The sequence below is a fragment of the Streptomyces tamarix genome (assembly GCF_032423885.1).
GTDB classification, from domain to species: Bacteria; Actinomycetota; Actinomycetes; order Streptomycetales; family Streptomycetaceae; genus Streptomyces; species Streptomyces tamarix.
In genome coordinates this window covers 217,331-242,933 of the sequence record NZ_JAWCTQ010000003.1, presented here as the reverse complement: position 1 = coordinate 242,933, position 25,603 = coordinate 217,331, and the positions used below count along the sequence as shown (strand labels likewise).

General features: G+C 74.8%; 17 protein-coding genes and 1 other RNA gene. 14 read left to right on the top strand and 4 right to left on the bottom strand.

Translation table 11 applies throughout. The annotated features are described in order from the left end of the window. Positions 1–2: 2 nt before the first annotated feature. Positions 3–1,379, bottom strand: coding sequence for an ABC transporter substrate-binding protein (locus RND61_RS04405; protein WP_315876320.1), 1,377 nt, complete (start codon positions 1,377–1,379; stop codon positions 3–5). Positions 1,380–1,508: 129 nt separating this feature from the next. Further along, complete coding sequence (locus tag RND61_RS04400) at positions 1,509–4,880, bottom strand: FtsK/SpoIIIE domain-containing protein (protein ID WP_315876319.1); 3,372 nt, start codon at positions 4,878–4,880, stop codon at positions 1,509–1,511. 420 nt (positions 4,881–5,300) lie between these two features. Here RND61_RS04400 and RND61_RS04395 point away from each other — a divergent pair, with 420 nt between their 5' ends. The 4 genes from RND61_RS04395 to RND61_RS04380 all read left to right on the top strand — a co-directional run bounded on the left by RND61_RS04395 (position 5,301) and on the right by RND61_RS04380 (position 11,792). Next, positions 5,301–7,022 carry a serine/threonine-protein kinase gene (locus RND61_RS04395; RefSeq protein ID WP_315876343.1) on the top strand — a complete coding sequence of 574 codons (1,722 nt, stop codon included), beginning with the start codon at positions 5,301–5,303 and terminating at the stop codon, positions 7,020–7,022. A 174-nt stretch (positions 7,023–7,196) separates the two neighbouring features. Beyond that, on the top strand, positions 7,197–8,456 hold the full coding sequence (locus RND61_RS04390) for a serine/threonine-protein kinase (RefSeq protein ID WP_315876318.1): 1,260 nt from the start codon (positions 7,197–7,199) through the stop codon (positions 8,454–8,456). Positions 8,457–8,536: 80 nt separating this feature from the next. Beyond that, complete coding sequence (gene prfB, locus RND61_RS04385) at positions 8,537–9,649, top strand: peptide chain release factor 2 (protein WP_315876317.1); 1,113 nt, start codon at positions 8,537–8,539, stop codon at positions 9,647–9,649. A gap of 1,132 nt (positions 9,650–10,781) precedes the next feature. Beyond that, positions 10,782–11,792, top strand: a complete 1,011-nt coding sequence (locus RND61_RS04380) for a hypothetical protein (RefSeq protein ID WP_315876315.1) — start codon at positions 10,782–10,784, stop codon at positions 11,790–11,792. Between the two features lie 130 nt (positions 11,793–11,922). On the opposite strand, the gene RND61_RS04375 is transcribed toward RND61_RS04380, so the two are convergent. Next, entirely contained in the window at positions 11,923–12,117 is a 195-nt protein-coding gene (locus tag RND61_RS04375) for a hypothetical protein (RefSeq protein ID WP_315876314.1), read from the bottom strand. Between the two features lie 277 nt (positions 12,118–12,394). Between RND61_RS04375 and ftsE the strand changes: the two genes are divergently transcribed. The 5 genes from ftsE (at position 12,395) to ssrA (ending at position 16,345) form a co-directional block, all read left to right on the top strand. Beyond that, positions 12,395–13,084, top strand: coding sequence for a cell division ATP-binding protein FtsE (ftsE, locus tag RND61_RS04370; RefSeq protein WP_028964199.1), 690 nt, complete (start codon positions 12,395–12,397; stop codon positions 13,082–13,084). A 63-nt stretch (positions 13,085–13,147) separates the two neighbouring features. Further along, entirely contained in the window at positions 13,148–14,065 is a 918-nt protein-coding gene (ftsX, locus tag RND61_RS04365) for a permease-like cell division protein FtsX (protein WP_315876313.1), read from the top strand. 73 nt (positions 14,066–14,138) lie between these two features. Then, positions 14,139–15,353, top strand: a complete 1,215-nt coding sequence (locus RND61_RS04360) for a S41 family peptidase (RefSeq protein WP_315876342.1) — start codon at positions 14,139–14,141, stop codon at positions 15,351–15,353. 18 nt (positions 15,354–15,371) lie between these two features. Continuing rightward, the gene (gene smpB / locus RND61_RS04355; RefSeq protein WP_315876312.1) at positions 15,372–15,851 is read left to right on the top strand and encodes an SsrA-binding protein SmpB; all 480 of its coding nucleotides are present in this window, start codon (positions 15,372–15,374) and stop codon (positions 15,849–15,851) included. Positions 15,852–15,975: 124 nt separating this feature from the next. Next, positions 15,976–16,345: a transfer-messenger RNA gene (ssrA, locus tag RND61_RS04350) on the top strand. 183 nt (positions 16,346–16,528) lie between these two features. Here the strand turns inward: ssrA and RND61_RS04345 are convergent. Next, positions 16,529–18,013, bottom strand: a complete 1,485-nt coding sequence (locus RND61_RS04345; protein ID WP_391652824.1) for an MFS transporter — start codon at positions 18,011–18,013, stop codon at positions 16,529–16,531. Positions 18,014–18,096: 83 nt separating this feature from the next. Here RND61_RS04345 and RND61_RS04340 point away from each other — a divergent pair, with 83 nt between their 5' ends. The 5 genes from RND61_RS04340 to RND61_RS04320 all read left to right on the top strand — a co-directional run bounded on the left by RND61_RS04340 (position 18,097) and on the right by RND61_RS04320 (position 25,449). Then, positions 18,097–19,062 carry a LysR family transcriptional regulator gene (locus RND61_RS04340; protein ID WP_315876311.1) on the top strand — a complete coding sequence of 322 codons (966 nt, stop codon included), beginning with the start codon at positions 18,097–18,099 and terminating at the stop codon, positions 19,060–19,062. Between the two features lie 375 nt (positions 19,063–19,437). Continuing rightward, positions 19,438–20,781, top strand: coding sequence for a nitrate/nitrite transporter (locus tag RND61_RS04335; RefSeq protein ID WP_315876310.1), 1,344 nt, complete (start codon positions 19,438–19,440; stop codon positions 20,779–20,781). Between the two features lie 75 nt (positions 20,782–20,856). Further along, a complete protein-coding gene (locus RND61_RS04330; RefSeq protein WP_315876309.1) occupies positions 20,857–22,008 on the top strand; it encodes a uroporphyrinogen-III synthase in 1,152 nt (383 codons plus the stop codon). A 342-nt stretch (positions 22,009–22,350) separates the two neighbouring features. After that, positions 22,351–22,938 (top strand): CGNR zinc finger domain-containing protein, encoded by a 588-nt coding sequence (locus RND61_RS04325; protein WP_315876308.1) that lies wholly within the window; start codon positions 22,351–22,353, stop codon positions 22,936–22,938. 225 nt (positions 22,939–23,163) lie between these two features. Continuing rightward, positions 23,164–25,449 (top strand): HelD family protein, encoded by a 2,286-nt coding sequence (locus RND61_RS04320; RefSeq protein WP_315876307.1) that lies wholly within the window; start codon positions 23,164–23,166, stop codon positions 25,447–25,449. Positions 25,450–25,603: the final 154 nt, after the last annotated feature.

The window sequence follows — 25,603 nt, the reverse complement described above, 5'->3', positions numbered from 1 at the left end:
CGTCAGCTCCCGTTCTCGTAGGCCTTGGCCGCGTCCGCCTCCAGGCGCGCCTGCGTCCCCGCGACGTCCTTCGGGTTCTTCAGGAAGTCCTGGAGCGCCTTCCACTCGCCCTTGCCGGGCGTGCCGCCGAACGACTGCGGCATCTGGTCCGACATGTCGAAGCGGAAGTCGTCGCCGGCGTCGATCAGCGCCTTCGCGATGCCGCGCTGCACGTCGTTCGGGTACGCGGCCGTGTCCAGCGACTTGTTGGGCGAGATGAACCCGCCCTCCGCGGCCCAGATCGCCGCCGCGTCCGGCGACGCGAGGAACGTCAGCAGCGCCTGCGACGCCGGCTTGTCCGTCAGCGCCACCGCCACGTCCCCGCCGGTCACCACGGGCGGCTCCCCGCCGTCCACGGCCGGGAACGGGAACACCTTCGCGTCCGTGCCGAGCTCCGCCTCGGTCTGGGCGATGTTGATCGACACGAAGTCGCCCTCGAAGACCATCGCCGCCTTCGGCTGGTCCCCGCCGGTGAACGTCTGCGTCACCGACGTCGGGAACTCCGTCTGGAGTGCCCCGGCCGCGCCGCCCGCGATCAGGTTCGGCTTCCCGAAGAGGTCGGCGAGGGTGGTGAGGGCCCGGGCCACCGACGGGTCGGTCCACTTGATCTGGTGCTTCGCCAACTGGTCGTACTTGTCCGGGCCGGCCTGCGACAGGTAGACGTTCTCGAACCAGTCCGTCAGCGTCCAGCCGTCCGCGCCGCCGACCGACACGGGCGTGACGCCGGACGCGGAGATCGTCTCGGCGGTGGTCAGCAGGTCCTTCCACGTCTTCGGCTCGGACGCGCCGGCGTTCTCGAAGACCGCCGTGTTGTACCAGATCAGCGACTTGTTGGCGGCCTTGAAGTACACGCCGTACTGCGTGCCGTCCACGGCGCCGAGGTCCCGCCAGCCCTGGGAGTAGTTCTTCGCGAGCTGCGCCTTCGTCTCGGCGCCCGCCGGTTTCGCCCACTTCCGCTCGACGGCCTGCTGGAGCGCGCCGACCTGCTGGAGCATCGCCACGTCGGGCGGCGAGCCACCGGCGATCTTCGTGCCGATGTAGTTGAGCATCGCGTCCTGCGTCGGCACGTACGAGACGCGCGCGCCGGTGCGCTTCTCGAACTCCTTCAGGACCTTGGTGAACGCCTCCTGCTCCGGCCCCGTCCACACGGCCACGACCTGGAGCTGCTGCCCGTCCAGCTTCGGTAACCGGACGGTCGGCGCGGTGGCCTTGCCGCTCGCGTCCCCTCCGGAGCCGCCCTCGCCACCGCCGTCGCCGCCGCAGCCGGCGAGAGCGAGCGCCAGGGCCCCGATGGCCGCGAAGGCCCCGACGGTCCGGCGTTTGCGCGGAGTTGTGCGCATCACTGCCCCGTTTCTCCTGTGTGCGTCGTCCCTGTCGTCCCTTTCGCTCTGGTCTACGCCGGGTACCGGAGGGCCGCAATACCGCCTTCCGCCCCTCCTCCACGATCGTGATGCGCTCGTGACGTGCCGTCAGCGCACCGGCCCGGTGGCATCGGACACGGGTACGAGCGGCGGTACGGGCGCCGCGCCGACCGAGCGGGCCGCCCGGTCCAGGGCGCTGGCCAGCAGCGCCAGGTCCGTCGGCCCGTTGCCCAACTCCCGTACGGGACGGCGGGCCGGCGGGTCGCCCATGCGCTCCCACTCCAACGGGACGACGGTGGGGCGCAGCGTCGCCGTGCGCGGGATCCGCCCGGTCACGCGGCCCGCCTGGAACGGCGTCACCCGCCCGTCGGCGTGGCGCACCCGGCCCCGGCCCGGCGCCGGGTCCTCCGGGCCCGGCGACACCGGCGGCGCGTCCAGCACGACCCGCGTCCGCGCCCGGCGGTCCGGCTCCGTGCCGGCCGTGCGGTCCGGGTGCGCCGTCGCCGCGACCAGGTGGACGCCCAGCCGCTCCCCGTCCCGCGCCACGGCCTCCAGCGCCCGTACGACCGACCCGGCCGCCGGGCGGCCCGGGCTGCCGAGCGCGGGCGCGACCAGCGCGTCCAGGTCGTCGACCAGCACGACGAGCCGGGGCAACGGCGCCGCGGGCGCCTCGCCCCCGGCCCGCCCGGCGCCCGCGGCGGGGCGCAGCCGCAGCGTACGGCCGGACGCGGGGTCCAGGTCGCCGCCGTGCTGCTCCCGGGCGCCGCGCTGCTCGGGGACGGTCCGGTCGGCGGGCGGGGCGTCCGGGCGGCCGTCGCCGCGCGCGGACCAGTCGGTGAACCCCTCGTGGCCCAGCAGCTCCGCGCGCCGCTTCAGCTCGGCGCCGAGCGCCTGCGCGAACGCCCGCATCCGCACCGGGTCGGACGCGACGAGGTGCTCCGTGACGTGTGGCAGGTCGGTGCACGGGCCGAGGCCGTCGCCCCGCTCGCCGCCCGCGCCGTCCACCAGCAACAGCCCGAGCCGGTCGGGCCGCGACGCGGCGGCGAGCGACGCCGCGACGGAGCGCAGCAGCTCCGTACGGCCGCTTCCCGCCGGGCCCTCGATCAGCAGGTGCGGCCCGTCGGCGCCCGTCAGGTCCACGCCGACCGGGCCGCGCGGGCCCGCGCCCAGCACCGCCGTGCCGTCCGGGGCGGACGCCCAGCGGGCCATCAGCGACGCGGGCGTGGCCCTCGCCAGCTCCAACTCGTCGAGCAGGCGCGACGACCGGGGCAGCGCCACGGCCGCGCCCCGCCCGCGCCGCTCGGGTCCCTCCGCGCGCAGCGGCGCCAGCGCCCGGGCGAACCGCTCCGCCCACGCCGGCGACACCGCGTCGACCGCCGCGACCGTGCCGTGGCCCGCCGGTTGGCCGCCCGCCGTCCGCAGCACCCGCAGCGCCGACGCCACGTCGCCCGTGAGCAGACCCACCGCGCCGCACTCCCGGAACGCGGGCGCCGCCGCGCACGCCTCCTCGTACACCGCCGCGGCCGGGAACACCGCCGTCGCGGGCGCCGTCTCCACCAGGCACACCAGGTGGATGCCGGCCGCCGCGCCCGCGCCCGCCAGCCGCGCGGCCGTCTCGCGCAGCGCGGCGGTGCCCGGGTCGCCGTCGACGACCACCACCGTGTACGGCCCCGGGGCCGTCCCCGCCAGGTGCGCCCGGTGGAACCGCCCCGCCGCCCCGGCGACCGCCGGGGAGCCCTCCCCGGCCCGAGCGATGAGGCCGGCCTCCGCCCAGCCGGGGCCGAGCGGCCCGTCGTCCAGCCGCCGGGTCAGCTCCGCGGCCCGCGCGGCGGCCTGGTCCCGGTCGTACGCGAGGAGCAGCCGGCAGTCCTGGCCGTGCGCGGGGCGGACGTGCGGCAACCAGCCGAGCCACGCCCAGTCGCGGCGGCGCTCCTCCAGGGGGCGGGTCCGGTCGGCGCTGATCAGCACGATCTCCAGGTCCGCCGGGGCGTGCAGGGCGGCCAGTTGGGCCACGACCGAGCGGGCCAGGCCCAGGAGCCGGGCGCGCGGCCCGGCCAGGCCCAGCGCCCCGGCCTCGCGCAGCCCGACCGTGACGGGCACGGCCGCGAGGTCGGCCCGGTCCGTCGTGCCGAGCCGCACCGCGAGCGCCTCGGGGTGTCCGGGCGTCCGCTCCCAGAGCCGCGGGCCGGGCCCGAGGGCGGTCAGCAGTACGGCGGCCGGGTCGGGCCACGCCTCGGCGCCGGGCCCGCGCGGCGCGTCCGGTACGCCGGTCCCGGTGCGCGCGCCGCCGGCGCCCGGGTCCGCCTGCTCGCCGCGCGCCCCGGCGAGCCGCCGGGCCCATGCGCCTATCCCGCGCCGCCGGGCGGGCGTCTCCGGCACGCGGGTGCCCCGGGCCGGGGTGCCTCCGGCGCCGCTCTGGTCGCGCGCCATCCCGGCGTAGGCCCCGGCGGTGCCGTGGCCGGAGCCGTCCGGGGCGCCCGCGCGGGCGGCGTCCGGGGCGTCCCCGCGCGCGTGGCCGTGGGCGGTCCCGCCCGGGAGGCCGTGACCCGTCCCCTTCGGAAGGCCGTGGCCCAGGCCGTGGACCGTCCTGCTCGGGAAGTCGTGGGTTGTGCCCGGGAGGCCGGGGCCCGTCCCGTCGGGGAGGCCGTCCCCGGGGCCGCCGCGGGCGTTTCGCGCGGGGCCCTCGCCCGCACCGGCCGGGAAGCCCGCGCGAGTCGGGTCCGCGGCGGGGGCGACGGGTGCGTCCGGGGCCGCGCGGGTGCCGTCCCGGCCCGCGCCGGGGGCGCCCGGACGCGCGTGGCCGTCGTCCGCCCCGTCCGCCGGGGCCGCCGCGCGCGCGACGCGTACGTGGCCCTCGCCGTCCGGGGCCGTGGGCAGCGGGGCGGTGTCCGCGCCCGCGGACAGGCGCAGGGCCGACTCGCCGACCCGGAGCAGCGCCCCGGCGGGCAGGCGGACGGGCCGGGCGCCGACCGGGTGGCCGTCCAGCGCCGTACCGTTCGTCGAGCCCAGGTCCGCGACCGTCACGCGGCCGTCCCCGCCGACCGTGACCTCGCAGTGGAGCCGCGACACGTCGGGGTCGTCCAGCGGGACGTCCGCGTCGGCGGAGCGGCCGACGCGGACGTGTCCGGGGTGCAGCAGGTGCACCCCGCCCGCGTCCGGGCCCGCCACGACGTGCAGCCGCGCGACCGCGCCGCCGGGGGCCACCGCGTCCTCCGCGGGGACCTGGAGCGCCAGCACCGCCCCGTCGACGAGGGGCGGCTCGCCCAGGGCGCAGCGCTGGAGGTCGAGCCGTTCGCGCCCGGCGTACAGCACGACGGGGCCCGTGCCCGCCGCGCCGTCCGGTCCCGCCACGGCGGCGGCGACGCCGGACGCCACGGCGGCCAGCGCGGTGCCGGCGGGGGCGGTGACGAGCACGTCGCAGGCGCGCCGTGCGGTCTGCCCGCCGGGCGGCGCCGCGAGGACGGTCAGCCGGATCTGCATCGCGGTCAGCGGTCCCTTCTGCGCGACGCGCCCGGCAGCGGGGGGACAGGCCCTCGGCGTCCCCACCGCCCGCGCGCGGACACGTCGTCCGGTACAGGTCGGCACGGCCCGTCCCGGAGGCTCCCGGCCCCGCGGTGCGCCGCGCAGGTGCATCCTCCCACCTGCCACTGACACGGTGCCCGCCGACCGGCAAAAAATGATCTTGATATTCCCTGCCCGCCCGGGGAAACGCCGGTTTGCGCCCACCCTGGTCGCATCTGCGCCCCGGGCAACCGGACGCCCCGGCCGTACGTCTTTCCTTCCGTCCCGCCCGACGACAGGACGTTCGAACGGAAAACGAAGAAAAATCGAAGGAAGCGGAACGGCACTAGAGTGGGTCGGACGCAAGCTTCGGACCACGATCGCAGGGAGCGCATGACCGTGCGGCCAGTCGGCAGCAAGTACCTGCTCGAGCAGCCGCTCGGACGCGGCGCCACGGGCACCGTCTGGCGTGCCCGCCAGAGGGAGGCGGCGGGCGCCGAGGCGGCCGTGCCGGGCCAGCCCGGCGAGACCGTCGCGATCAAGGTCCTCAAGGAGGAGCTCGCGAACGACCCGGACGTCGTGATGCGCTTCCTGCGGGAGCGTTCCGTCCTCCTGCGCCTCACCCACCCCAACATCGTCCGCACCCGCGACCTGGTGGTCGAGGGCGACCTCCTCGCCCTCGTCATGGACCTCGTCGACGGCCCGGACCTGCACCGCTACATCCGCGAGAACGGCCCCCTCACCCCGGTCGCCGCCGCCCTGCTCATGGCCCAGGTGGCCGACGCGCTCGCCGCCAGCCACGCCGACGGCATCGTGCACCGCGACCTCAAGCCGGCGAACGTCCTGCTCGCCGAGCGGGACGGGCGGATGCACCCGATGCTCACCGACTTCGGCATCGCCCGCCTCGCCGACTCCCCGGGCCTGACCCGCACCCACGAGTTCGTCGGCACGCCCGCGTACGTCGCGCCGGAGTCCGCCGAGGGCCGCCCGCAGACCTCCGCCGTGGACGTCTACGGCGCCGGCATCATGCTGTACGAGCTGGTCACCGGCCGTCCCCCGTTCGGGGGCGGCACGGCGCTGGAGATCCTGCACCGGCACCTCAGCGAGGAGCCCCGCCGCCCCTCCACGGTGCCCGCCCCGCTGTGGACGGTCATCGAGCGCTGCCTCAGCAAGGACCCCGACCGCCGCCCCGGCGCGGAGAACCTGGCCCGCGCGCTGCGCACGGTCGCCGCCGGCATCGGCGTGCACGCGACCGTCGCGGAGATCGAGGCGGCCGAGGGCGTCGGCGCGCTGCTCGCCCCCGACCCGTCGCCCGCGCCCGTCCCCGGCACCCCGGCGCCGGACGCCCCCGGTGCCTCCGACGCCACCCAGGTCCTCCCGAACACCGGCCGGGGCGCCTCCCAGTACGACCCGGCGGCCGCGACCAGCGTCCTCCCGCAGACCGGCCCCGGCGCCGGGGGACCGGGCGGCGCCGCCGACCCGACCGCGGTCATGCTGCCCGTACCGCAGCCGGAGGAGCCGCACCCGTGGCAGACGCAGTTGCGCGCCGCCCGGGACCGCAACGAGCAGACCCAGGTCCAGTACCTCGACCCCGCCGAGGACCCGCTGCGCCGCCGCCCCCCGCGCCGGCCCCAGCAGCCCCCCCAGCCCCAGCAGCCGCCCCGGAACCGTCCGCCGCAGCAGTACGGGCAGCAGCCCCCGCAGCAGCAGTACGCCCCGCAGCAGCCGCCGCCCCGGCCCCAGCCGCCCCAGCCACAGCCCCGGCCGCAGTCGCGCCGCCAGTACGCCCCGGCGCCGCAGCCGCCCCGGCAGCAGTACGCCCCCCAGCCGCAGGCGCCCCAGCAGCCCCAGCCGCCGCAGCCCGCGCCCCGCGCGCCCCGGCAGCGCAGCGCCAACCCGATGCGCATCCCCGGCCTGGGCTGCCTCAAGGGCTGCCTGTTCACGATCGTGCTGTTCGTCGTGGCCGGCTGGCTCATCTGGGAGCTGACACCGCTCCAGGACTGGATCGCCCAGGGCAAGGGGTACTGGCAGGCCATCGGCGACGCCGTCTCCTCCATCAGCGACTGGATCTCCGAGCTGAGCGGCGGTACGGAGCCCCCGAGCACCCCGGTGCAGCAGTGAGCCCCCGCGCCGGGACGGCCCCCGGCCGCTCCGGCGCGGGTCGCTCCACCACCCCGGTGCACGTCGACCCTGTCGCTTTGTCGACTTCGGAGGGGTGATTTCCGCGCCTGTGCGAGTGCCGGTGCCCCGGCCCGCGTAACTTGGTCGGGAACGCCAGCCGCTGAGGGAGCAGTCTTGGCACGGAAAATCGGCAGCCGGTACACGGCTCACCAGATCCTGGGCCGGGGCAGCGCCGGCACGGTGTGGCTCGGAGAGGGCCCGGAGGGCCCCGTCGCCATCAAGCTGCTGCGCGAGGACCTCGCCTCGGACCAGGAACTCGTCGGTCGCTTCGTCCAGGAGCGCACCGCCCTGCTCGGGCTCGAACACCCGAGGGTGGTGGCCGTGCGCGACCTGGTCGTCGACGGCAACGACCTGGCCCTGGTCATGGACCTCGTCCGCGGCACCGACCTGCGCAGCCGCCTCGACCGCGAGCGCCGCCTCGCGCCCGCCGCGGCCGTCGCCGTCGTCGCGGACGTCGCCGAGGGCCTCGCCGCCGCGCACGCCGCCGGAGTCGTCCACCGGGACGTCAAGCCGGAGAACATCCTGCTCGACATGGAGGGCCCGCTCGGCCCGGGCGGCGCCCACCCCGCCCTCCTCACCGACTTCGGCGTCGCCAAGCTGATCGACACCCCGGGCCGCACCCGCGCCAACCGCATCATCGGCACCCCCGACTACCTGGCCCCCGAGATCGTCGAGGGCCTGCCGCCGCGCGCCGCCGTCGACATCTACGCGCTCGCCACCGTCCTGTACGAGCTGCTGGCGGGGTTCACCCCGTTCGGCGGCGGGCACCCGGGCGCCGTCCTGCGCCGCCACGTCACCGAGACGGTCGTCCCGCTGCCCGGCATCCCGGACGAGCTGTGGCAGTTGATCGTCCAGTGCCTGGCCAAGGCGCCCGCCTCCCGGCTGCGCGCCTCCGAGCTCGCCGCCCGCCTCCACGACCTGGCGCCGCTCGTCGCGCACATGCCGCCCCTGGAGGTGGACGAACCGGGCGCCGAGCCCCCCTCGGAGCCGTACGAGGACGACCCGTACCCGACCCTGCCGAGCGGCCCGCGCCGCGCCGCCGTCCCGCTGGTCCCCGGCTCCTTCGCGGACTCCAGCCGCGACACCCACACGTCGATGCGCGTCCCCGGCCCCGACGAGCTGGCCGGCGGCCCCCTCGGCACCGCCCGCGCCCCGCGCGCTCCCGGCCAGCGCCGCCCCGGCTCGGCCCGCAACAAGCCGTCCGCCGTCCGCAGGCGCCGCCTGGCGCTCTCCGTCGCGGGCGCCGCCCTGGTCGCCGCGGCGGGTGTCGGCGGCTGGTTCGCGGCGGGTGGTGACGACACGGAGGCGCCGCCCCAGGACTCCCGGCGGTCCGCCCCCGAGACCGTCCCGGACACCGTCCCCGCCCGGCCCTGACCCCCGCGCGCGGGCCCCCGGGGAGCGGTCCGCCGCCCTCGGGGGAGGGGACTGTCGCGGCCAGCCGTTACGCTGGACCCGTGGCAGTCGTCGACGTATCCGAAGAGCTGAAGTCCCTCACCTCGACCATGGGGTCCATCGAGGCGGTCCTCGACCTCGACAAGATGAGGGCAGACATCGCCGTGCTCGAGGAGCAGGCGGCCGCGCCGTCCCTGTGGGACGACCCCGAGGCGGCGCAGAAGATCACCAGCAGGCTCTCGCACCTCCAGGCCGAGGTGCGCAAGGCGGAGTCCCTGCGCGGCCGGATCGACGACCTCGCGGTGCTGTTCGAGCTCGCCGAGGCCGAGGACGACCCGGACACCCTCGCCGAGGCCGAGGCGGAGCTCACCGCGGTCCGCAAGGCCCTCGACGAGATGGAGGTCCGCACGCTCCTGTCCGGCGAGTACGACGAGCGCGAGGCCCTCGTCACCATCCGCGCCGAGGCCGGCGGCGTCGACGCCTCGGACTTCGCGGAGCGCCTGCAGCGCATGTACCTCCGCTGGGCCGAGCGGCACGACTACAAGACCGAGATCTACGAGACGTCGTACGCGGAGGAGGCCGGCATCAAGTCGACCACGTTCGTCGTGCACGCCCCGTACGCGTACGGCACGCTCTCCGTCGAGCAGGGCACGCACCGCCTGGTCCGCATCTCCCCGTTCGACAACCAGGGCCGCCGCCAGACGTCCTTCGCGGGCGTCGAGGTGCTGCCGGTCGTCGAGCAGACCGACCACATCGAGATCCCGGAGAACGAGCTCCGCATCGACGTGTACCGGTCCTCCGGCCCCGGCGGCCAGTCCGTCAACACGACGGACTCCGCCGTCCGCATCACGCACCTCCCGACCGGCGTGGTCGTGTCCTGCCAGAACGAGAAGTCGCAGATCCAGAACAAGGCGTCCGCGATGCGCGTCCTCCAGGCCCGCCTCCTGGAGCGCCAGCGCCAGGAGGAGCGCGCCAAGATGGACGCCCTCAAGGGCGACGGCGGCAGCTCCTGGGGCAACCAGATGCGCTCGTACGTCCTGCACCCGTACCAGATGGTCAAGGACCTGCGCACGGAGCACGAGGTCGGCAACCCGCAGGCCGTCCTCGACGGCGAGATCGACGCCTTCCTGGAGGCGGGCATCCGCTGGCGCAAGCAGCAGGAGCAGGAGAAGTAACCCTCCCTCCCCGCACGACCGGCGCCGCACCCCCACCGGGGCGCGGCGCCGCGCCACACGCGTACCCGCGCGACGCCGGGGCCCGCGCGTCCCCGAGACGCGGGTCCCCCTCCCGAGCACACCGATCCCACCCGTCGACCCCGCACCGAGCGGCGGAGGCGGCAACCGGTACGAGTGGATCCCCGCGCCCATGGCTACGAGATCGAGGCCGACCTGGAGGGTGGTGGCTACTGGTGTCCATGGGCAGGGCGTTCCGTCCGGGTGTGGTGTGCGGCTCTCCGGCGGCGCGGGCACTCACCGGACGTGTGCTCGCACAGGAACCCCGCTCGCCGGATTTCGGCTTCCGTTCGGATCGGGCCGGGAACGTGATGGTCGCCCACTCCCTCTGCCCGTCCCGTGAGGTGTGCGGCGCGGACATCTACGTGAACGCGCCGGGTGAGAGCGGCGACGGCTTCGAGACCTTGTGAGCGCGACTCGCCCGGCATCAAAGGGAGCAAGGACCGGCGTCTTCGTGGTGGGTGCCAAGGTCGACTTCCTGAAGGAGGACGAGCCCCTCAAGGAGAAGCTTCCGGACGGCTTCCACGTCGGGGTCACGGAAGCTCGTCAACGGGAAACCGGACCCGGGCCGAGCCGACTGGGTGGCTCCGTCGCGCCTCGAAGGAGCCGAGTTGGAGGCGGGTGAGCACCTCACTCCGGACGGCGACGTGGTGACCAGGGCGCAGGTCGACGCCCAGGCGCTCTGCAACGACCCGAGCACCGCGTCGGGGCGCTGAGGTTGAGGCGTTTCGTTCGACGGTCTGTCCGGACGACCGCGGACGGATGACCATCGCCCCATGCGGTCGCACGGAGATTCCCGCCATGGCTTTATCGATAAGGCAATCGCCCACTTCAGTACGGCGTTTCGCGTTTACGTCACAGATGCATGCCCGCATAGCTGGCAAATGGTGTTGTCTCAACCCTTAGGCGACGCAACGTCCTTGACGCCCCCTTGAAAAGCCGAAAGTCTGGGGCGCGGCATGCGCGGATCTGGGGCGCGTGTGAACGGGGGCTGGTCCAGTAACGTCGCGGCCCTCCTGTCCTGGCCCCGGTGCGCTGCTCCACTGACAGAACAGCTACTGGGGGTAGCAGCTTTATGACCAAGAAGATGCGGATCAGGGTCGCGCGGATAGCCGCTGGCGCGGTGATCGCCGCGGGCGCGTCCCTGACCGCGGCTGGAGCCGCCCAGGCGGCGGGCATCGATCTCGGATTCGAGACCGATGCGTGCTCTCCGGTCGACTCCACCTGTGACGACAACACCGTCCCGGACCCGGTCACGAGCGGCGGTACGACCACGAGTGGCGATGCGACGACCACGAGCGGTGGCACGACGGTCGACGGTGGCGTGACCACGACTGGTGGTGCGACGACCACGAGTGGTGGCACGTCGTCCGACGGTGGCGCGACCACGAGCGGCGGTGCTGCCACCACCAGTGGTGGTACGTCGTCCGACGGTGGCGCGACCACGAGCGGTGGCGCTGCGACCACGAGCGGTGGCACCTCGTCCGACGGTGGTGCGACCACGAGCGGCGGTACGTCGTCCGACGGTGGTGCGACCACGAGCGGCGGCAACGGCGGCAACGGCGGGTCGAACGGCACCACGGGCTCGACGGGTTCGACCGGCACCACTGGCACCACTGGCACCACGGGCTCGACGGGCACCACCGGTACGACCGGCACCACGGGTTCGACCGGCACCACCGGTACGACCGGCACCACGGGTTCCACCGGCACCACTGGCACCACGGGTTCGACCGGCACCACGGGTTCCACCGGCACCACGGGTTCGACCGGTTCCACGAGCACCACCGGTGGTGACGACGCCGCGTCCACCGGCGGTGCCGCGGCCACCGGTGGCTCCGGCTCGACCGGTGGCGACGTCGGCACCTGCACCGTGACCGCCGACGGTGCCGAGTGCTCCGACAACAACCCGGGCACCAACAACGTCGGCTCGCAGCCGGTCCAGCAGGGCGAGGTCAAGGAGGAGCTGGCGGAGACCGGCGCCGCCGAGACCTCGTTCCTCCTCATCGGCGCCGCGACGATGATCGCCGGCGGCATCGGCTTCCGCATGCTGCCGCGCCTGGTCGGCGGCCGCACCGCCGCCTAAGCGCGCGGACCGAGCGCGCGGACCAAGCGCGCGGAGCCCGGGCGACCGGGCGCGCGAAATGGGGCCCGGACACCGTTCCCACGGTGTCCGGGCCCCTTCCACAACCGGGAGCTGCGTACGCGACCGGCCGCTACGCGGGCTGGTGCGCCACGACCAGCGCCGCCGCCGTCGCCACCAGGAGCAGGAAGAGCGTCAGCAGCGCCGACGGGCTCAGGGCGCCCCAGGGGCTCTGCTGCATGCGCTCGCGGTTCGCCCGGCAGACGGGGCAGCGGCCCTCGCTCACGGGCGCGGCGCAGCTGGCGCACACCAATCGGTCATAGGTCATGCGCTCTCCTCCTCCCGCGCGGCGGAGCCGCTGGACTGCGAACCGTCCACCCGGTTCTCTCCGCACAACGCTCAGGGAAACGCGTCCGTTCCCCTCCCCACTGTGCCAGGTCCCACGAGTTTAGGCGCGCCCCGTCGTGTTCCCGCCGGTCAGGACTGCCTACCACAGTCCCCCAGTCCGGACAAATCGGGCAAGCCCGTCCGGCGCCTGCACGGGACATCCCGGTTCGCGTATGGTCACGCTCACCTACTCCTCCCGGCCGACCGTGGGTGCACCCGTGATCCGATTCGACAACGTCTCCAAGTCCTACCCGAAGCAGAACCAGCCCGCACTCAGGGACGTCTCCCTGGAGATCGAGAAGGGTGAATTCGTCTTCCTGGTGGGGTCCTCCGGCTCCGGAAAGTCCACCTTCCTGCGGCTGCTCCTGCGCGAGGAGCGCGCCAGTACGGGAACGGTGCACGTCCTCGGCAAGGACCTCGCCCGGCTGTCCAACTGGAAGGTGCCGCACATGCGCCGCCAGCTGGGCACCGTGTTCCAGGACTTCCGGTTGCTGCCGAACAAGACCGTCGCGCAGAACGTGGCCTTCGCGCAGGAGGTCATCGGCAAGTCCCGCGGCGAGATCCGCAAGTCCGTACCCCAGGTCCTGGGGCTGGTCGGCCTCGCGGGCAAGGAGGACCGGATGCCGGGCGAGCTGTCCGGCGGCGAGCAGCAGCGCGTGGCCATCGCGCGCGCGTTCGTCAACCGGCCGATGCTGCTGATCGCCGACGAGCCGACCGGCAACCTCGACCCGCAGACGTCGGTGGGCATCATGAAGCTGCTCGACAAGATCAACCGCACGGGCACCACCGTCGTCATGGCGACACACGACCAGAACATCGTCGACCAGATGCGCAAGCGCGTCATCGAGCTGGAGAAGGGCCGTCTCGTCCGCGACCAGGCCCGCGGCGTCTACGGCTACCAGCACTGACCGACCAGCGGGCAGTAGCAGCAGCAGGCTTCACGCACGGCAAGGAAAGGCTCTACGCACGCGATGCGCGCCCAGTTCGTACTCTCGGAGATCGGTGTCGGCCTCCGTCGCAATCTCACGATGACCTTCGCCGTCATCGTCTCCGTGGCCCTGTCACTGGCCCTGTTCGGCGGCGCGGTGTTGATGGGCCAGCAGGTCAACGCGATGAAGGACTTCTGGTACGACAAGGTCAACGTCACCATCTACCTCTGCAACAAGAACGACGCGGAGACGGCCGAGACCTGCTCCAAGGGCGCCGTGACCGCCCAGCAGAAGGAGCAGATCGAGACGGACCTCAAGAAGCTCGACATCGTGGAGACCGTCCACCACGAGACGGCGGAGGAGGCGTACAAGCACTACCGGGAGCAGTACGGCGACACCGCCATCGCCAGCGTCATCACGCCGGACCAGATGCAGGAGTCGTTCCGGGTGAAGCTGAAGGACCCGGAGAAGTACGAGGTCGTCGCCACCGCCTTCTCGGGCCGGTCCGGCGTCCACTCGGTGCAGGACCAGCGCGGCATCCTGGAGAACCTGTTCAACATGATGCGCGGCATGAACGTCGCCGCCCTCGTCGTCATGGGCCTGATGCTGCTGATCGCGCTGATGCTGATCGTCAACACGGTGCGCGTGTCGGCGTTCAGCCGCCGCCGCGAGACCGGCATCATGCGGCTCGTCGGCGCGTCCAGCTTCTACATCCAGATGCCGTTCATCATGGAGGCCGCGTTCGCCGGACTGCTGGGCGGCCTGGTCGCCTGTGGACTGCTGCTGGTGGGGCGGTACTTCCTGATCGACGCGGGTCTGTCGCTGGCGGAGCAGATGCCGCTGGTCCAGTTCATCGGTTGGGACGCGGTGTTCTCGGTCCTGCCGCTGGTCCTCGTGATCGGCCTGCTGATGCCGTCGTTGGCGGCGGCCGTCGCGCTGCGCAAGTATCTGAAGGTGTGACAAGCGCCCCTGGTGCCGTGCGGGCAACGCCCGTACGGCGCCTTCCGCTTGTCCTAGAGTGAGCGGCATGTCGATGCCGGGTCCCGAGTCCTCGCTCCGGCCCCGCCACATCGGGCGCGGGGCCGTCCTGACCGTGATCTTCGCGACCGTCCTGGCGACGGCCGCCGCCACCGGCTCCCTGCCGCACGGCGACGGCGACCCGTCGACGGCGGCCCGAAACGGCCCCTCCGCCGGCCCCGCCCGCCCCGCCCCCCGGACGGACGAGGACGCGGTGCGGGACGAGGTGGTCCGCGCCGCCGCCGAGGCCGCCGAGGACGGCAAGTCCGTCGCGCAGGCCGCCGAGGAGGTCGTCAGCCGCAGCGGCGATCGGTGGGGCGCCGTCTACGACAGGAGCGAGTACGAGGACTTCCAGCGCGCCCTCGACGGGTCGTACACGGGGGTCGGCCTGTGGGCGCGCCGTACCGCCGACGGGCACGTCGAGGTGGCCCGCGTGCAGCGCGGCGGCCCCGCGCAGCGGGCGGGGCTCCGGCCCGGCGACCGGCTCCGCGCGGTCGACGGCCGCTCCGTGCGCGGGCGCACCGCCGCCGAGGTGGTCGCCCTGCTGCGCGGCGATCGCGCGGACGGGGGCGGTACGCGCGCGAAGGCCGGCTCCGCGGTCGCCCTCCGCGTCCAGCGGGGCACGCGCGCGTGGACGCTGACGCTGCGCCGCGCCCGGCTCGCCGTCGAGGCGGTCACCGTGCGGCGGGTCGGCGACGCGGTGCTGATCCGGGTCAGCGCGTTCACGCGGGGCAGCGGCGCCCTGGTGCGCAGGGCCGTGGACCGGGCCCCCGCGGGTGCCGGGGTGCTGCTGGACCTGCGGGGCAACGGCGGCGGCCTGGTCGCCGAGGCGGTCACCGCCGCGTCCGCGTTCCTCGACGGCGGGCTCGTCGCCACGTACGACGTGCACGGGGAGGAGAAGGCCCTGTACGCCGAGCCGGGCGGCGACACGGGCAGGCCCGTCGTCGCGCTGATCGACGGCGGCACCATGAGCGCCGCCGAGCTGCTGACCGGGGCGCTCAAGGACCGCGGGCGGGCCGTGACGGTGGGGGAGCGCACCTTCGGCAAGGGCTCCGTCCAGATGCCCAGCAGCCTTCCCGACGGCTCGGTCGCCGAGCTGACCGTCGGCCACTACCGCACCCCGGCGGGCTCGCGGGTCGACGGGCGCGGCATCACCCCGGACGTACCGGCGCCCACCCGCGCCGAGGAGCGGGCCCGCACGGTATTGAGTGGCCTCGGGGCGGGCACGTAGTGCGAAAATGGCCGCACTATGGCTAAGGAAACAGGGCGCAAGCTGATCGCGCAGAACAAGAAGGCGCGGCACGACTACCACATCCTGGACACCTACGAGTGCGGTCTGGTCCTGACCGGCACCGAGGTGAAGTCGCTGCGCCAGGGGCGGGCCTCGCTGGTGGACGGCTTCGTACAGATCGACGGGCACGAGGCGTGGCTGCACAACGTCCACGTACCGGAGTACAGCCAGGGCACCTGGACCAACCACAGCGCGCGGCGCAAGCGGAAGCTCCTCCTGCACCGTGCCGAGATCGACAAGCTGGAGTCGAAGTCGCAGGAGACGGGGCACACGATCGTGCCGCTCTCGCTGTACTTCAAGGACGGCCGGGCCAAGGTCGAGGTCGCGCTCGCCCGGGGCAAGAAGGAGTACGACAAGCGGCAGACCCTGCGCGAGAAGCAGGACCGCCGCGAGGCCGAGCGCGCCATGTCGGCGGTCCGCCGCCGCCAGCGCGCGTAGGCGGGGTGACGCGGGTCACGCGTACGGGGAAATACGCTGGCATCGTCCCGCGTTGATCCCGTACGATGGCATCTGCCCCCCCATGGCGGGGGCGCGCCCCCCAGGGGGCTTGAAAAATCAACATGGGGATGATCGGTTTCGACAGCGGCTGTCGAAGCAGGGGAAGCGTGTCGAGGAAGCGGCCATGATCTCGTAAACCACAGGCCGAAACCAATAATCGCCAACACCAAGCGCGATTCCTTCGCCCTCGCTGCCTAAGTAGCGACTCGCGAAGTGTCAGCCCGGGGCTGTTCCCGACCCGGATCCTGGCATCAGCTAGGGAACTAAACCTCTAGGCCCGGTCACGGGGCGTAGAGGGAAACCACACAGTGACTGAGCCCGTCGGAGACTTGTCCGCGTGATCTCCGGGGCCGAGAAAAGCGAAGCGGACTGCACACGGAGAAGCCCTGGTTCCGCACCGTTGGACGCGGGTTCGATTCCCGCCATCTCCACTTTCCCATGTAGGCGAAGGCCCGGCAGCCCCCAAGGCGGCCGGGCCTTCGTCGTGCCCCGGCGATCACGCCCCGGTGCGCCCCTCGGAGCGGCGGTGCGGTCTTCGGGGTGACGGTGCGGCTCTGGCAGCGGCGGTGCGTCCCTCGGAGCAACGATGCGGTCTTCGGGGCCGCGCGCCCGCGCGGTCAGTCCGGGGCCGTCCCGCCGTCGGCGTGCCGCGGGGCATGCGGCAGGCCCCGCGGCCGGACGCCCGCCGCGGCCAGGCCCAGCGCCAGCGCCCCCGCCGCGACCGGCAGGGCGTACGCGGTGCCCGCGCCCGCCCGCTCCACGAGCCAGCCGCCCGTCGCCGCGCCCGCCGAGATCCCGCCCAGCAGGGCCGTCACCGCCAGCGTCATGCCCTCGTTCAACTGCCCCGGCGGGGTCAGCCGCTGCACCAGCGACATGCCGGTCACCATCGTGGGCGCCGTCGCCATCCCCGCCAGCAGCAGCGCTCCCGCCAGGACGAGCAGCGAGCCCGTGCCGGACGCCAGCAGCGGCAGCGACATCAGGGCCGTCATCGCCGCCAGGCACACCAGCAGCCGCCGCCGCACGTCCGGGGCGGGACGCGCCGAGCCGTACGCGAGGCCCGCCAGGAACGAGCCGAACGCCTGTAGCGCCATGACCGGCCCGGCCTCCGGGCCGTCCACGAACGCCAGCGTCACGATCTCCATCGACCCGAAGATCGCGCCCGTCGCCAGGAACACCGCCAGCAGCGCGGGCATCCCCGGCGTGCGGAGCGGGGAGCGCGCCCGCCGCCCCGCCGCGCGCGGCGCGACCGGCGGCTCCGTCGCACGCTGCGCGGTGAACAGCAACATCCCGGCGAGCAGCAGGACCGCGCCGATCAGGGTGCCCGCCTCCGGGAACAGCGCCGCGCACAGGAACGCGGCGAGCACCGGGCCGGTCATGAAGCACAGCTCGTCCACGGCCTGCTCGAAGGCGTTCGCGGTGTGCGCCGCGCGCGGGTCGTCGCGGTACAGGTGCGCCCAGCGGGCGCGGGACATGCCGCCGATGTTCGGGGTCGTCGCGGTCGCGGCGTACGCGGCGAACAGGGTCCAGTCCGGCGCGCCGTAGCGGACGCACAGCAGCAGGGCCAGCGACCCGAGCACGGCGAGCACCGTGGCCGGGACGGCGACCCGCGCCTGCCCGTACCGGTCGATCAGCCGCGCGGTGAACGGCGCCACGACCGCCGTCGCGGCGAGACCGGTCGCGGTGACGGCGCCGGCGAGGGCGTACGAGCCGCGCGAGCCGGCGATCATGATGACCGCGCTGACGGTGAACATCCCCATCGGCACGCGCGCGATGAGGTTGCCGGCGGTGAACGCGCGCGCACCGGGCACGGCGAAGAGGCGGACGTACGGGTTGCGGGGGCGGCGGGGCGGCCCGCCGGGGGTGCCGGAGCGGGGCGGCTCGGGCGGGGAGGCGGACGCGGGAGCGGAGGCCGGGGCGGAGGAGGACGAAGGCGGGGACGGGGCCGGGGCCCGGGACGGGGCGGAGGCCGGAGTGGAGGAGGTCGGAATCGGGGACGGAGTCGGGGGCGAGGCGGAGGAAGACGGGGTCGGGGTCGGGATCGGGGACAGGGGGCCGGGGGTAGCGGCCGGCTCGGTCGCCGGCTTCGTCGGATGCGGGGGCATGGCCCCACCCTCACCGCCCCGCCCACCGCCGGTCCAACACCTGTTCGGCACGGATTGACGCACCTGTGTTGTAAGTTCCGGTCGTGGTCCCCGACATCGAACCCCGGCTCCTGCGCGCCTTCGCCGCCGTCGCCGACGAACTGCACTTCACCCGCGCCGCCGCCCGCCTGTACGTCGCCCAGCAGGCCCTCAGCCGCGACATCCGGCGCCTGGAGCGGCGGCTCGGCACCGAGCTGTTCGTCCGCACGACCCGGCAGGTCGCCCTCACCGCGGACGGCGAGCGGCTCCGCCCGTACGCGCAGACGGTCCTCGCCGCGTACGACGACCTGGCCACCGCCTTCTCCGGCGCCGGACCCCGCCCCCTCCTCGTCGACCTCAACTCGCCCGACATGAGCAGCGGACGCGTCCTCGACCGGGCCCGCGCGCTGGCGCCCGACTGCGAGCTGATGGCCCGCTTCGAGAGCGGCCTGACCGGCGCCGCCGCAGAGATCCTCGCCGGCCGCCTCGACGTGTCCTTCGGCCGGGTCGCCGGCCTCGACCCGGCGGTCCGCGCCCGGCTCGCCTGGCAGCCCGTGCGGTACGAGCCGATGGCCGTGATCCTGCCCGAAGACCACCCGCTCGCCGACCGCGACGAGGTCGAGCTGTCCGCGCTCGCCGGGCAGGCCCTGTACGCCGGGGCGGGCAACCCCCGCACCCGCGAGTGGACCGACCTCGCCGCGCTCCTCTTCGCCGAGCACGGCATCCGCGTCGCCCCGCCCGCGCCGCTGGCGGTCGGCGTCGAGGAGTTCCGCCGCGTCATGGCCAAGGGCCGCACCCCGGTCCTCGCCGTCGTCGACTTCCCGCCCATGCCCGAGACGGTGCTGCGCCCGCTCACCGGCCCCGTACCCCTGTCGCCCGTGGCGCTGGTGTGGCGCAAGGGACTGAAGCACCCGGGGCTCGACGCGCTGCGCACCGCCGCCGCCCGGCTCGCCGCGGAGGAGGGCTGGCTGGCCGTACCGGACGGGGCGTGGCTGCCGGAGCTCGACGCCGCCCTGATGCGCGGTGCCTGACCGCGCCTGACCGGCGCCCGGCTGACCCCTGGCCGTGCCCTGCCGTACCCGACGGGTTCCTGGCCGCGCCCGGCCGGTCCCTGGTCGCGCCTGACCGGCGTCCGACCCACGTATGACCGCGTCCGACCGGTATCCGGCCGCACCTGACTGGTGTCCGGCCGGCCTCCGACCGTGCCTGACCGGCGTCCGGCCGGTGGGGGCGTCCCCGCCCGCTGCGCCTGCGCGCCCCGCTCCCGCGCCGGGGCGCTCACACCGCGTCCGGCCGCCGGGTGAGAGCAAGGTTTCAGACCGGTCACCTCAGATGACCGGACTGAAACGCGACCTTCCTAGCGTCGGTCCCGACGGGTTCAGGGAGCGACACGGCGGAGGTGCGCGATGGGCGGACGTTGGATCCAGGAATGGGATCCCGAGGACGAGACCTTCTGGAAGGAGAAGGGCGAGCGCGTGGCCAACCGCAACCTCCTCTTCTCCGTGATCTCCGAGCACATCGGTTTCTCCATCTGGACGCTGTGGTCCGTGATGGTGCTGTTCATGGGCCCCGAGTACGGCATCGACCCGGCCGGGAAGTTCTTCCTGATCGCGGTCGCCACGCTCGTCGGCGCCATCATCCGCGTGCCGTACACCTTCGCCGTGGCCCGCTTCGGCGGCCGCAACTGGACCGTCTTCAGCGCCCTGATGCTCCTGCTGCCGACCGGCGCCGCCTTCGCGGTGATGGAGCCCGGCACGTCGTACACGACGTTCGTGCTCGTCGCCGCGCTCACCGGCGTCGGCGGCGGCAACTTCGCCTCGTCGATGACGAACATCAACGCCTTCTTCCCCCTCCACCGCAAGGGCTGGGCGCTCGGCCTCAACGCGGGCGGCGGCAACATCGGCGTGCCCGTCGTCCAACTGGTGGGCCTCGCCGTCATCGGCACGGCCGGCGCCGCCCACCCCCGGATCGTCCTCGGCGTCTACATCCCGCTGATCGTCGTCGCCGCCGTGTGCTCCGCCCTGTTCATGGACAACCTCGCGCCCGTGAAGAACGACACCGGCGCCGTCAAGGAGGCCGTGCGCGACACCCACACGTGGATCATGGCGTTCCTGTACATCGGCACCTTCGGGTCGTTCATCGGGTACAGCTTCGCCTTCGGGCTCGTCCTGCAGACCCAGTTCGGGCGGACCCCGCTCCAGGCCGCGTCGCTCACCTTCCTCGGCCCGCTCCTCGGCTCGCTGATCCGCCCGGTCGGCGGCTCCCTCGCCGACCGGTACGGCGGCGCCCGCATCACGCTCGGCGCCTTCGCCGCGATGGCCGTCGCGACCGGCGTCGTCATCTACGCCGCGCTCGTCGAGTCGCTGGCGGTCTTCCTCGTCGGGTTCACCGCCCTGTTCGTCCTCAGCGGCCTCGGCAACGGCTCCACGTTCAAGATGATCCCGGCGATCTTCAAGGCGAAGGCGTACGCCTCCGGCCTCGGCGGCGAGGAGGCCGACGCGTACGGCCGCCGCCTCTCCGGCGCCGCCATGGGCCTGATCGGCGCGGTCGGCGCGGTCGGCGGCCTCGGCATCAACCTCGCCTTCCGCCAGTCCTTCCAGACCGCGGGATCCGGTACGTCCGCCTTCGTCGCCTTCCTCGTCTTCTACGCGGCGTGCATCACCGTGACGTGGGCGGTATACCTTCGCAAGTCGGCCGCGACCACCGCGGAAGCACCGGCACAGCGGCAGCTCAGCTACTCCGAGGTGTGATCACGCATGGTCCGTAACGGCGGGGAAACGTGGGCGAACCGATCCTGTCACGCACCCTTGCCAGGCTCGGACGTCATGCAGGAGCACCAGGAGCAGGAGAACGGCCCCCTCGCGGGCTTCACGGTCGGCGTCACCGCGGCCCGCCGCGCGGACGAGTTGAGCGCGCTGCTTCAGCGCCGGGGCGCGGCGGTCCTGCACGCCCCGGCGCTGCGGATCGTGCAGCTCGCCGACGACGCGGAACTCCTCGAAGCCACCAAGCGACTCGTGGGCGACGCCCCGGACGTCGTCGTCGCCACGACGGCGATCGGCTTCCGCGGCTGGCTGGAGGCCGCCGACGGCTGGGGGTACGGGGAGGAGCTGCTCGCCTGCCTGCGGCGGGCGCAGGTCCTCGCCCGGGGCCCCAAGGTGAAGGGCGCCGTACGGGCGGCCGGGCTGACCGAGGAGTGGTCGCCCGCCATGGACTCGATGGCCGAGGTCCTCGACCGCCTCCTCGAACAGGGCGTCTCCGGCCGCCGCGTCGCCCTCCAGCTCCACGGCGAGCCGCTGCCCGGATTCGTGGAGGCGCTGCGGGACGCGGGCGCGGAGGTCGTCGTCGTCCCCGTCTACCGGTGGATGCCGCCGGAGGACCTGGGCCCGCTGGACCGGCTCCTCGACGCGGCCGTCGCCCGCACCCTCGACGCGGTGACGTTCACCAGCGCCCCCGCCGCCGCGTCCCTCCTGGCCCGCGCCGAACGCCGCGGGCTCCTCGCCGAACTGCTGGACGCCCTGCGCCACGACGTCCTTCCCGCCTGCGTCGGCCCGGTCACCGCCGTACCGCTGCAGAGCCACGCCGTGGACACCGTCCAGCCGGCCCGCTTCCGGCTCGGCCCGCTGGTCCAACTCCTCTGCCAGGAGCTGCCGGCCAGGTCCCGGACCCTGCCGGTCGCGGGCCGCCGCATCGAGATCCGCGGGCACGCGGTCCTGGTCGACGGGGAGCTGCGGCCCGTACCGCCGGCCGGCATGTCCCTGCTCCAGGCCCTGGCGCACCGCCCCGGCTGGGTCGTCTCCCGCGCCGAGCTCCTGCGGGCCCTGCCCGGCGCGGGCCGCGACGAGCACGCCGTGGAGACCGCCATGGCACGCCTCCGCGCGGCCCTGGGCGCCCCGAAGCTGATCCAGACGGTCGTCAAGCGCGGCTACCGCCTGGCCCTGGACCCCACCGCCGACTCGGGCCTGGAGGGCGACGCGTAGGACGCGCCGCGCCCACCGGGGCGTACCGCGTCCACTGGGATGCGTCGCGACCACTGGGACGTACCGCGCCCACCGGGGCGTACCGCGCCCCACCGGGGTGCGCCGCGTCCACCGGCGTCCGCCGGGTGAGGGCGGCGCTCCGCCGCGTGCGCCGCCCGCCCCCGCAGCGCACGCGGCGCGTACCACCGATGAGTCCCGCGACGCCGCCAGCCGCACCCGCCCCCGCGGCGCACGCGGCGCGTACCGTCCGGCATCCCCTGCCGCCGGGGTTCCGGGGAGGGGGGCCTCGGGGCACGCTGGGGGGCGGAGGGGCGAAGGGCGGCCCCAGGGGGGTGACCGGGCGTGGCGGGCGGGCGGAGGTTCGACGCCGGGCGGCGGTGCCTGGAGCTGCTGGACGAGCCGGCCCCCGGCCCCGAGGGGCTCGCGCGGTGGCTCGCCGGATGCGGGCTCGTGCCGGAGGGGACGCCGCTGCCCGCCGTGGACGACACATGGGTGGAACGTTTCGCCGAGCTGCGCGGCCACCTCGACGTCCTCGTCCGCGCCGAGCTCGCCGGCCGCGTCCCCGCCGCGCCCGCCGCCCTGGAGCGGCTCAACGCCCTCGCGGCCGCCGCCGCGCCCCCCGCCCCGCGGGCGGTGCCCGGTGCCGACGGGCGGCTCGTACGGGCCCTCGACGCCCCGCCCGGCTGCGGCGCCCTGCTGGCCGCCCTCGCCCGCGACGCCGTCGACCTGCTCACCGACCCCGGCGCGCGGGAGCGGCTGCGCGAGTGCGAGGGCGACCACTGCCGCCGCATCTACCTCGACGCCTCCCGTGGCGCGCGCCGCCGCTGGTGCTCCAGCGAGGCGTGCGGCAACCGCGAACGCGTCGCCCGCCACCGCGCCCGTACGGGACGTGCCCGGGAGGTCCCCGGAAAGGGCCCCGCGCCGCGCTGAGGGTCCCCCTCACGAGTGGGTCACCGGGGCCGGCCCTCCGGTCCCGCCCAGGACGGCGGAAGCCGCCGCGCGACCGCGACCCCGGGGCCTCCCGGCGGCGCCCCGGCCGCCGCCCCGGGGCGCGCGGGGCGCCGCGCACGGGGCCGTCGGACGGCCCGACTGACAGGGAGCGGGAACGTGGCGTACCCTCGACGGCTGCCCAGTGCACGTCAGAAGGAGGCCACGGTGGCCGCGCAGGAAGCCGATCGTGTGATCGACACGATCCGGGACCGTGAGGTCGCGGTGGAGCAGGACCACCTGGACCAGGTGTACCGCCGCTTGGAGGAGAAGATCCACGAGGCGGAGTTCCTCATGCACGACGCCGCCCAGCGCGGCCAGGTCGGGACGCCCGGCGCGCTCGCCGAGCGGGACGCGCAGGTGTTCCGCGCCGGTGTGCACCTCAACCGCCTGAACAGCGAGTTCGAGGACTTCCTCTTCGGCCGCGTCGACCTCCTGCGGGGCAAGGACGGCAAGAAGGGCCCCGACGGCGCGTACACCTCCGTCGAGCCCGCCGACGACGCCGTGCGGCCCGACAACACCGCCGAGATCGCCGAGACCCTCCACATCGGCCGCCTCGGCGTCCTCGACGCCGACTACAGCCCGCTCGTCATCGACTGGCGCGCCCCCGCCGCCGCGCCGTTCTACCGGGCCACGCCCGTCGACCCGGGCCGCGTCGTCCGCCGCCGCGTCATCCGCTCCAAGGGCCGCCGCGTCCTCGGCGTCGAGGACGACCTGATGCGCCCCGAGCTGACCGCGACGCTCGACGGCGCCGAGCTGCCCGTCATCGGCGACGGCGCCCTGATGGCCGCGCTGGGCCGGGCCCGCAGCCACACGATGCGCGACATCGTGTCGTCCATCCAGGCCGAGCAGGACCTCGTCATCCGCGCGCCCGCCGCGTCCGTCACGTACGTCGAGGGCGGACCCGGCACCGGCAAGACCGCCGTCGCCCTGCACCGCGCCGCGTACCTGCTGTACCAGGACCGCCGCCGGTACGCCGGGGGCATCCTCATCGTCTCGCCGACGCCGCTGCTCGTCGCCTACACCGAGGGCGTCCTGCCCTCGCTCGGCGAGGAGGGCCAGGTCGCCATCCGCGCCGTCGGCAGCCTCGTCGACGGCGTCGAGGCCACCGCGTACGACGAGCCCGCCGTCGCCCGCGTCAAGGGCTCCTCCCGGATGCTGAAGGTGCTGCGCAAGGCCGCCCGCGGCGCCCTGGAGCTGGGCGAGGCCCCCGACCGGCTGCGCGTCGTCGCCTTCGGCCGGCGCGTCGAGCTGGAGGCCGAGGAGCTGCGGCGCATCCGCCACGCGGCCCTCGGCGGGACCGCGCCCGTCAACCTGCTCCGCCCGCGCGCCCGCCGCCTGGTCCTCGACGCCCTGTACGCGAAGACGGGCGCCGCCGCCCGCCAGACCGACCCGGAGCTCGCCGCCGAGCTGCGCTCCTCCTTCGACGAGGACGTCACCTCGGAGGACTCCTTCACCGCGTTCCTGGACGCCTGGTGGCCCGAGCTGACCCCGCGCGGGGTGCTGGCCGCGATGGCCGACGAGAGACGCCTGGGCCGCTGGTCGCGCCGCGTCCTCAACCCCGGCGAGGTGCGCCGCCTGGCCCGCTCGCTGCGCCGCGACACGTACTCCGTGCACGACGTGGCCCTCCTGGACGAGCTCCAGACCCTGCTCGGCGCCCCCGCCCGGCCGCGCCGCAAGCGGGAGCTGGACCCGCTGGACCAGCTCACCGGCCTGGAGGAGCTGATGCCCATACGGGAGGAGTCGCAGCGCGAGCGGGCCGAGCGGCTGGCGCAGGAGCGCACCGAGTACGCGCACGTCATCGTCGACGAGGCGCAGGACCTCACGCCCATGCAGTGGCGCATGGTCGGCCGCCGCGGCCGGCACGCCACGTGGACGGTGGTCGGGGACCCGGCGCAGTCGTCCTGGTCGGCCCCGGACGAGGCCGCGGAGGCGCGCGACGAGGCGCTGGGCACCCGCCCGCGCCGCCGCTTCACCCTCACGGTGAACTACCGCAACCCCGCCGAGATCGCCGAGCTCGCCGCGAAGGTCCTGGCCCTGGCCATGCCCGGCGCCCAGTCGCCGCGCGCGGTGCGCTCCACGGGCCTGGAGCCCCGTTTCACGGCCGTGGGGGACCGGGACCCGGTGGAGGTCGTACGGGACGAGGCGCGCCGCCTCCTGGACCGCGTGGACGGCACCGTGGGCGTCGTGGTCGCCATGAACCGGCGGGAGCAGGCGGCGGGGTGGCTGGCGGACCTGGGCGACCGGGTCGTGGCGCTGGGCAGCCTGGAGGCGAAGGGCCTGGAGTACGACGCGACCGTGGTCGTCTCGCCGGCCGAGATCGCCGACGAGTCCCCGGCGGGCCTGCGGGTGCTGTACGTGGCGCTGACCCGTGCCACGCAGCAGCTGACGGTCGTCGCCGGGCGGCGCGACGAACCGGACGCGGCGGGGGTCCCGGATCTGCTGCGCGACTGAACCCCGGAGGGTTTGTTAGCCTGGTGGTGGCACCGGCTCGATCCAAGCCCCCGGGCCCAACCTTAGTCGCCGCGAGCGACCACTTGCCGCGAGGCGAGCATGGCGGGCCGGTGTCCTGAACGTGGGAAGCGGGTCCGCGTCATCCGAGGTGATG